General features: G+C 40.8%; 2 protein-coding genes and 1 pseudogene. All 3 read left to right on the top strand.

Annotation, left to right across the window (positions count from 1 at the left end):
- Positions 1–673, top strand: a pseudogene (locus H5202_RS20840) (type IV pilus secretin PilQ); the annotation flags it as partial.
- 445 nt (positions 674–1,118) lie between these two features.
- On the top strand, positions 1,119–1,634 hold the full coding sequence (gene aroK, locus H5202_RS20845) for a shikimate kinase AroK (RefSeq protein ID WP_011635865.1): 516 nt from the start codon (positions 1,119–1,121) through the stop codon (positions 1,632–1,634).
- An 8-nt stretch (positions 1,635–1,642) separates the two neighbouring features.
- Positions 1,643–2,292 (top strand): 3-dehydroquinate synthase family protein (locus H5202_RS20850; protein ID WP_182773746.1); only part of this gene is annotated, 650 nt, incomplete at its 3' end.

Below are 2,292 nucleotides of genomic sequence, written 5' to 3' on the forward strand. Positions count from 1 at the left end.
GCAAGGCTCTAAAGGTACTTCAGGTAGCATTGGTGGCGCAACGAGTATTGCTAACGGTATTATCCCAAGCATAGACGATCGCCTCAATGTGAATTTACCTGCGGCTGCGAGTTCTGCGACCAGTATAGCTTTTCACGTAGCTAGATTGGCTGATGGGACCGTTCTCGATTTGGAATTAAGTGCATTAGAGCAAGAAAACAAAGGTGAGATCATTGCTAGCCCTCGTATTACCACTTCTAATCAGAAGTCGGCATATATTGAGCAAGGTGTTGAAATCCCATATGTTGAGTCAGCATCAAGTGGTGCAACAACTGTAAGCTTTAAAAAGGCTGTATTATCATTACGTGTAACGCCGCAGATTACGCCCGATGACAGGGTAATCCTCGACCTTGAGATTACTCAAGATTCTCAAGGGGCAACAGTGGCCACTTCGACTGGCGATGCTGTTGCGATTGATACACAGCGCATTGGCACTCAAGTGCTTGTGGATAATGGTGAAACAATTGTTCTAGGTGGGATTTACCAACAAAACCTAATCAGCCGTGTGAGTAAAGTACCTGTATTGGGTGATATTCCTTTAGTAGGTTTCTTATTTAGAAACTCAACTGACACTAATGAGCGCCAAGAGTTGTTAATTTTCGTTACACCTAAGATTGTTGAAGACAAACGGTAGTTTATTTACACAATAGTAACAATAAAAGGCCAGCTACTTAATAGCTGGCTTTTTTTATAATTGATATTTATGAGCAGAGAATGAGCAAACGGGTTTAATTCATCATCACTAAACATCACTCTTACACATAAAATTTGTCGTTTAAGTCTTAGACTTGCGACTTTATTAAAGTTTTATGGTATTAACTTTAATTAGTTAGCACAATGCTAATATAGATAAATTCTTTTAATAACATAGTTTTATTCGTGAGTGTCGTTTATTATTTGAGGTTTTTAGCATCAGTAACATAATAAAATCATTATAAATAGCTGTGATGACTTGCAAGCGGTAGCCCTTAACTGAGATAATCCTCCGTCAAGTCTCATTAGAGCAAGGTTAAATTATAGGTCGGCTTGAGTTTAAGTCGATAAGGCATTCTTTCATATAAGATTCAGACGTATACGAAATGGCTGAAAAACGCAATATTTTTCTGGTAGGCCCTATGGGCGCAGGTAAAAGCACAATTGGTCGCCATCTGGCGCAAATGCTGCATTTAGATTTCCACGATTCAGATCACGAGATTGAACAACGTACCGGTGCAGATATTGCCTGGGTGTTTGATGTCGAAGGTGAGGAAGGCTTCCGTAGACGTGAAGCTCAAGTCATTGGTGATCTTTCAGAAAGGCAAGGTATCGTTCTCGCGACAGGTGGTGGTTCTGTTCAGAGTAAAGATATCCGCAACTATCTTTCTGCTCGAGGTATAGTGGTTTACTTAGAAACAACTATCGACAAGCAAGTCGCGCGCACTCAGCGTGATAAGCGCCGTCCGTTGTTACAAGTAGATGATCCACGTGAAGTGCTTGAGAGCTTAGCGGAAATTCGTAATCCTCTGTATGAGGAAATTGCGGATGTTATCGTTAAGACTGATGAGCAAAGCGCAAAGATCGTCGCAAACCAAATTATCGAGCAACTCGGCTTTTAGGTAACAACATGCAACAGATTCAGGTTCAATTAGGTGATAGAAGTTACCCCATTTATATTGGCCAGAATTTGATGAATGATAGCGAGCTCTTTGCTCGCTACCTAACAAACAAAAAAGCCTTAATTGTTTCAAATGACACCATTGCTCCGTTGTATCTTCAACAGATACAACAAGCGATGTGCGCTTGCGCGCGCATTGAAACCGTAATTTTGCCGGATGGCGAAAAATTTAAAGATTTACAACATCTAGATTATATTTTTACCGCATTACTTGAGCATAACTTTGCCCGAGACTCGGTATTAGTCGCACTCGGTGGTGGTGTTGTTGGTGATATGACTGGTTTCGCGGCTGCGTGTTATCAGCGTGGAATTGATTTTATTCAAGTACCAACTACATTACTGTCCCAAGTTGATTCTTCAGTTGGTGGTAAAACGGCTGTTAATCATCCTCTTGGGAAAAATATGATTGGTGCATTTTATCAGCCTAAATCAGTGATTATCGATACGCTTTGCTTACAGACATTACCCGCAAATGAGTTTGCTGCAGGTATGGCTGAAGTGATTAAGTACGGTATTATTTGGGATGCTGACTTTTTCCAGTGGCTTGAAGCAAATGTAGATGCGTTAAAATCGCTTCAAACTGACGCGTTAAATTATGC

This window comes from Shewanella sp. SG41-4, from assembly GCF_014164505.1.
Lineage (GTDB): Bacteria > Pseudomonadota > Gammaproteobacteria > Enterobacterales > Shewanellaceae > Shewanella.

What these genes read in the sequence shown, in the direction of transcription:
- aroK (WP_011635865.1), top strand. Translation starts at nt 1,119, where the DNA reads ATGGCTGAAAAACGCAATATTTTTCTGGTAGGCCCTATGGGCGCAGGT.